The 6,151-nt window shown below is 63.4% G+C and carries 6 protein-coding genes; 3 read left to right on the forward strand and 3 right to left on the reverse strand.

What is annotated here, in order from left to right; genetic code table 11:
- Positions 1-61 precede the first annotated feature (61 nt).
- The 3 genes from EV674_RS01230 to EV674_RS01240 form a co-directional block, all read right to left on the reverse strand.
- Complete coding sequence (locus EV674_RS01230) at positions 62-1,315, reverse strand: PDDEXK-like family protein (protein ID WP_119013601.1); 1,254 nt, start codon at positions 1,313-1,315, stop codon at positions 62-64.
- A gap of 341 nt (positions 1,316-1,656) precedes the next feature.
- Positions 1,657-3,075, reverse strand: coding sequence for an FAD-binding oxidoreductase (locus EV674_RS01235; RefSeq protein WP_119013602.1), 1,419 nt, complete (start codon positions 3,073-3,075; stop codon positions 1,657-1,659).
- A gap of 144 nt (positions 3,076-3,219) precedes the next feature.
- The gene (locus EV674_RS01240; RefSeq protein WP_241524956.1) at positions 3,220-3,576 is read right to left on the reverse strand and encodes an EF-hand domain-containing protein; all 357 of its coding nucleotides are present in this window, start codon (positions 3,574-3,576) and stop codon (positions 3,220-3,222) included.
- 161 nt (positions 3,577-3,737) lie between these two features.
- Here EV674_RS01240 and EV674_RS01245 point away from each other — a divergent pair, with 161 nt between their 5' ends.
- The 3 genes from EV674_RS01245 to EV674_RS17880 all read left to right on the forward strand — a co-directional run.
- A complete protein-coding gene (locus tag EV674_RS01245) occupies positions 3,738-4,298 on the forward strand; it encodes a cob(I)yrinic acid a,c-diamide adenosyltransferase (RefSeq protein ID WP_119013604.1) in 561 nt (186 codons plus the stop codon).
- 92 nt (positions 4,299-4,390) lie between these two features.
- The gene (locus tag EV674_RS01250) at positions 4,391-4,861 is read left to right on the forward strand and encodes a GNAT family N-acetyltransferase (protein ID WP_119013610.1); all 471 of its coding nucleotides are present in this window, start codon (positions 4,391-4,393) and stop codon (positions 4,859-4,861) included.
- Positions 4,862-5,029: 168 nt separating this feature from the next.
- A partial coding sequence (locus EV674_RS17880) for an MCP four helix bundle domain-containing protein (RefSeq protein ID WP_165887057.1) occupies positions 5,030-6,151 on the forward strand: 1,122 nt, incomplete at its 3' end.

Below are 6,151 nucleotides of genomic sequence, written 5' to 3' on the forward strand. Positions count from 1 at the left end.
CCGGTAAAACTCCTGCGTATTGTGGGTAATTCAAAGACACGCGGGCGCCTGGCTGACCAAACTACTGGGCAGAAGTGCCAAAAACTTCGTCTACCAATTGGCGCATCTCCAGCATTTCTGCAAGCGCTGCGCTCCGGCTAAGCCCACGCTTGGCTCTCAGCACGATGCGATCCACGTTGCCCGCTACCGCACGCAACTTTTGCCGATTCCGAACGGCTTTCGCACGCTCAAATACCTCGGGCTTGGCATGCTCAGCCAGCATGCTCATATAGATCACACACTCCACGCCGAACAGGTTGTTATCGGTGTGCAAACGATACACCTTGACCCATCCTGGCCAATGGTTCTTTTCTTCAGTCAGTTGCCAATGCGCCAGCCATGCTTTTCGACAGATATACAGAGATTTGACTTTCGCATCGAAATCAATATCTAGAATCTGTGCAGAAATCGGTATGGTGAACGCAATCCATGCACTGGCATCAATGACAAAATCCCACAGCCGGTACCGTTGCTGGTACTCGACCAGCAGAGGCAACGGCGCAGAAGAGGTCATCTCGTTGACAGTTTCCTGCCATGTCCATCGGCGGTAACGCTCCATCTCCTGAAGTACTGCGCCATGGTGCTCAGCGATGTGCAGCACCTTTTCATCGGCATCCTCCAGCGCTACAAACGGCCGCTCAGAAACATCCTCCAAGTACGGACGATAGGTGCTCAGCACCTGGAGACTTTCGCTGCTGACGTGCCTGAACGCCAGTTGTTCGTCTATGAGGTCAACCACCCATTGATAATCCAGCTTGATCCACCCCTCGCCGTCTGGCGTTGATGTGGTGTCCGAATCCATGAAAACATACAACTGAGTCCACTCAACGCTGTCACGCATCCGCTTTGTCACTGCATCGCGGTACCCGCTCAATTGATTGGTGCCTTGGTTCGCACCGTACTTGTTCTCCAGAATAACGATGAGCTTGCTGACCGGATCCACGATAGCCAGATCGCAGCGCCCGGTTTCTACGCCGAACTCTCGAATACACAGGGCTGCACCCAACGACATCAGACCCAGGCGACTTGGCGAGACGGCAAGCATGCCGTTTCGGGCACTTAGCTCGGCACTGTGCCAAGCGGCCCGCAATAAAGCGCGCAATGGCAGGTCACCCAGACCGTGGCCTTCTCCAGGGCTGAGCAGCCACGCCAAAAAGTTGGAGATCTGGAGTTCCTTGGGATACGCAATGGCCAGTGCATCCGTCTCCCTTGCCACTGCCCGCAGGTGGTGAACAGCAGGATCGGCAAAGAATGCTTCAAGTTGATCGTCAGTCATAGACAGATAGGGGGCGCTTTGTTGAACGGATCAAAGTACCAGTTCGGCTGGTATATGCCAGCGCCAACCACTTGAGCACTTGGGCAGACTGCCCCGGCGCTTGCAGATCGGCGCCAAAAAACAGTTCAGGCACGATCAGCTCCAACTCCATCGTGGGCGGGCAACCGTCGGGCAGGCACACCAAGCCCACGCGGGCACAGGCGGTGGGCGCATGGAGGGGGAGGTGCCAACAGTCGGATGCGGACGGCAGCGACGCGCTTACCAGAGCTGTGGGCCAGCCAGTGTGTTTTGACGTCGGGTTTGACCAAGGTGGCGCCAGTGGTGAGGGCGAGGCCCTGGCCTTACAAAGCAAAAATCTTGCCGGGGTTCAGGATGTTCTGCGGATCCAGGGCGCGCTTGATGGCGCGCATCATGTCCACCGCGCCCACGCCCGCCTCGTCCAGCAGGAAGCCCATTTTGTGGATGCCCACACCGTGCTCGCCCGTGCAGGTGCCCCCCAGTGCCAGCGCGCGCGCCACCAGCTGGTGGTTGAGCTGCTCGGCGCTGGCGCGCTCTGCGGCGCTGTCGGGGTCGATCAGGTAGCCGAAGTGGAAGTTGCCGTCGCCCACGTGGCCGACCAGAAAGTACGGGATGCCACTGGCATCGGCCTCGGCCACCGAGTCGAGCAGGCAATCGGCCAGGCGGCTGATGGGCACGCAGGTGTCGGTGCTGATGGCGCGGCAGCCAGGGCGGCTTTGCACGGCGGCAAAGTAGGTGTTGTGCCGCGCCGTCCACAGGCGGGTGCGCTCCTCGGGGGTGCTGGCCCATTCAAAAGCGTTGCCGCCGAACTCGCTGGCAATCTCCTGCACGGTTTGCGCCTGCTCCTGCACACTGGCGCTGGAGCCGTGGAACTCCATCAGCAGCATGGGTTCTTCGCGCAGGTTGAGCTTGCTGTGCGCGTTGACCATGCGCACGCTGTTGGCGTCGATCAGTTCCACGCGCGCAATCGGCACGCCCAGCTGGATGGTCTGGATGGTGGTGCGCACCGCCGCCTCGATGCTGGGGAACGAGCAGATGGCCGCGCTCACCGCCTCGGGCAGCGGGTACAGCTTGACGGTGATTTCGGTCATCACGCCCAGCGTGCCCTCGCTGCCCACCAGCAGGCGCGTGAGGTCGTAGCCTGCGCTGCTCTTTTTGGCGCGCGTGCCGGTGCGAATGACCTCGCCGCTGGCCGTGACCACTTCCAGCGCCAGCACGTTCTCGCGCATGGTGCCGTAGCGCACAGCGTTGGTGCCGCTGGCGCGCGTGGCGGTCATGCCGCCAATGCTGGCGTCGGCGCCGGGGTCAATCGGGAAGAACAGGCCGGTGTCCTTGATGGCGTCGTTCAGCGCCTTGCGCGTGATGCCGGGCTGCACCGTCACCGTGAGGTCGTCGGCGTTCACGCTCAGCACCTGGTTCATGCGCGACACGTCCAGGCTGATGCCGCCCTGCACGGCCAGCAGGTGGCCTTCGAGGGACGAGCCCGCGCCGTAGGGGATCACCGGCACGGCGTACTGCGCGGCCAGGCGCACGGCGTCTTGCACGTCTTGCGTGCTGTGCGCAAACACCACGGCAGAGGGCGGCGGGGCGACCAGCGAGCCTTCGTCGCGGCCATGCTGCTCGCACACGGCGCTCGCCGTGGAGCACTGGGCGCCAAAGCGCGCAGCCAGCGCCTCCAGCAAGGCAGCGGGCACGGTGCGTGGCACCAAAGGCGAGGGGGTCGGGTGGGTGGGTGTATTCATCACAATCTTTCCGCAGAGGGCAAAAAGAATACCACCGGCCCCACGCAAAGACGCCCTGGCCGACGAGAACCCGCCAGGGCGTTGCGCTTATCAACTTTTTACCGGAAAGGGACGCGGCCTTGGCGCCGCGCGGGGGTCAGGTGCTCAGGACTTCACCCCCCGTTCAAATTCTTCATACGACAGGAAACCGTTCTTGTTGGTGTCCAGCGGCCCGAAGCGGTTGCCGATGGCGGGCAAGGTGGCTGCCTCCTGGGTGCTGAGCTGACCATCGTGGTTGGCATCGGCGCGCTCAAAGGCGGTGCGGCTGGCCGAGGGGGCGGGGCCACCGGGCCCGGCGCTGAACTTGGAAGGGGCCGCCTGCGTGGCGGGGGCCGGGCCGATCACGGTTTTGGTATCTGCCCCCGGGGCTGCATGGGCTTGCAAAACGGCCGCACCACCCATGGCCAAAGCAGTAAACAGCATCACGCTGCGCGGGTTGAAAGGGTGGGTGCGTCGTTGCATGGTCTTGTGCATGGATCGGTTGCTCCATCAATGTTGAACAGATTTGCATTGCACCCCAGCCACGGGCGCAGGGCCAGCAGTTTTGCCTGCTGTTGCGTCAGCCAACATTTGCGCGCGCGGTGTAACGCACAATTCGGTATTCATCCCCCAGGAGCACACCAATGGCCAACCGATTGACACAAATTGCCACCCGCACCGGCGACGACGGCACCACCGGCCTGGGCGACAACACGCGCGTCCACAAGCACCACCTGCGCGTACAGGCCATGGGCGACGTGGACGAGCTGAACTCGCACCTGGGCCTGCTGCTGTGCGAGACGCTGCCGGGCGACGTGCGCGAGCTGCTGATCGACGTGCAACACCAGCTGTTCAACCTGGGCGGAGAGCTGTCCATCCCCGGCTTTGAGCTGCTCAAGGAAGAGGCCGTGTTGCAGCTGGACCAGGCGCTGGCCACGCACAACGCCGCGCTGCCACGCCTGCAAGAGTTCATCCTGCCCGCTGGCACGCGCGCTGCTGCGCAGGCCCATGTGTGCCGCACCGTGGCACGCCGCGCCGAGCGCGCCGTGGTGGCCCTGGGCGCGCAGGAGGCGGTGCGCGAGGCGCCGCGCCACTACCTCAACCGCCTGTCTGACCTGATGTTTGTGCTGGCGCGCGTGCTCAACCGCATGGACGGCGGCGACGACGTGTACTGGAAAAGCGCCCGGCTGGCGCAGGCGGAATAAGCCCGGCTGAGCGCTGCCGTGCAGTCATCTTTTGATAGCTGCCAGCGCACACCAGCATGGGCCTGGAGTCGTTTTTTACCCATAATCCTGCCATGCACATCCGCCCCTTCCGCCCCGGCGATGCGTCGGCTCTGCGCGCGGTCTTTTATTCCTCTGTCCACCAACTCGCCCGCCTGGACTACAGCGCGGCGCATTTGCACGCTTGGGCGCCCAGCGAATACGACGCCGTGCAGTGGGCCGAGCGCCTGCGCGCCAACCAGCCTTTTGTGGCCGAGGTGGATGGCGCCATCGCCGGTTTTGCCGATGTGCAGCCCTCGGGCTACATCGACCAATTTTTTGTGGCGGGCGATTGGGCCGGGCGCGGCGTGGCGCGGACACTGATGGCGCAGATCCACCACACGGCGGCGCAGGCCCGCATGCCCCGGCTGTGGGCGCAGGTCAGCCTCAGCGCCGAGCCATTTTTTCGCCGCAGCGGCTTTGTGCTAGAGGCGCGCCAGCAAGTGACCGTGCGCGGCGTGGTGCTGGCCAACGCGCGCATGGGCAAACCGCTGATTGCTCCTTGATTGATAGCTGCTTGCGCCTACTGGCTGGGCGTTACAGTCGTTTTTTTGCCTTCATCTGACGCAGCCCCAGGCCAGTGCTGCGAACACATCCGGAAAACGTATCAGAATGTGCCCGGTGCAACCGCACCGGCGCTGGATGGTTTTGTAGAACAAGGATGACAAATGCAGATGAGCGACTGGAAAATTGGTACCCGGCTGGGGCTGGCTTTTGGCCTGCTGATCGTGATGATGCTGGGCGTGGTCGTGATCGGGCTGGTGCGCTTTGGCACGGTGGGCACGGTCAACAGCCGCATCATTGAGGAAGACTGGGTCAAGGCCGAGGCCGCCAACATGATCGACGCCACCACCCGGGCCAACGCCCGGCGCACCATGGAGCTGGTGCTGGCCACCGACGCACAGCACCTGCAAGCCATCAAGGCGGCCATTGCCACCAACAAAAAAACTATCGACGAGGCCGTCGCCACGCTGGACAAGCTGGTGCACCTGCCCGAGGGCAAAGCCCTGCTGGCGCAGCTCAAGGACAAACGCGGCCAGTATGTGCAGTCGTTCACCCGCGTGATCGGGCTGGTCGATGGCGGCGCCAGAGACGATGCCATTGCACTCATCAAGTCTGAAACCCTGCCCGCGCTGGACGCCTTGCAAGAGCCCATCAACGGCCTGACGGCACTGCAAAAGCGCATCGTTGCCAACAGCAGCACCGAGGTGCTGGGCGACATCCGCAACTCCAGCTGGGTGATGCTGGCGCTGGGGCTGTCGGGCCTGGCGCTGGGCTCGGTGCTGGCGTACTGGATTACGCGCTCCATCACGGTGCCGCTGCGCCGGGCGGTGCAGGTGGCCCAGACGGTGGCGGCGGGCGATCTGGGCAGCCACATCGCGGTAGCAGGCCGCGATGAAACCAGCGAGCTGCTGCAAGCCCTGCGCGACATGAACCACAACCTGCAAAACATCGTCTCCCAAGTGCGCAGTGGCACCGACACCATTGCCACCGCCACCAGCCAGATTGCGGCGGGCAACCAGGACTTGTCCTCGCGCACCGAGGAGCAGGCCAGCGCGCTGGAGCAAACGGCAGCCTCCATGCAGGAGCTGGCTGGCACCGTGAAGCACAACTTTGACAGCGGCAAGCACGCCAACGAGCTGGCCGAATCTGCCGCGCAGGTGGCCGCCAAGGGCGGCGCCGTGGTGGCGCAGGTGGTGGACACCATGGAGGCCATCAACGCCTCGTCGCGCAAGATCGCCGACATCATTGGCGTGATCGACGGCATTGCCTTCCAGACCAATATCCTGGCGCTC

It is taken from the genome of Simplicispira metamorpha (assembly GCF_004341365.1).
Taxonomy (GTDB): Bacteria; Pseudomonadota; Gammaproteobacteria; order Burkholderiales; family Burkholderiaceae_C; genus Simplicispira; species Simplicispira metamorpha.

Coding starts and splice junctions, on each gene's coding strand:
- EV674_RS01230 (WP_119013601.1), bottom strand. CDS start 1,315: ATGACTGACGATCAACTTGAAGCATTCTTTGCCGATCCTGCTGTTCAC.
- EV674_RS01235 (WP_119013602.1), bottom strand. CDS start 3,075: ATGAATACACCCACCCACCCGACCCCCTCGCCTTTGGTGCCACGCACC.
- EV674_RS01250 (WP_119013610.1), top strand. CDS start 4,391: ATGCACATCCGCCCCTTCCGCCCCGGCGATGCGTCGGCTCTGCGCGCG.
- EV674_RS01245 (WP_119013604.1), top strand. CDS start 3,738: ATGGCCAACCGATTGACACAAATTGCCACCCGCACCGGCGACGACGGC.
- EV674_RS01240 (WP_241524956.1), bottom strand. CDS start 3,576: ATGCAACGACGCACCCACCCTTTCAACCCGCGCAGCGTGATGCTGTTT.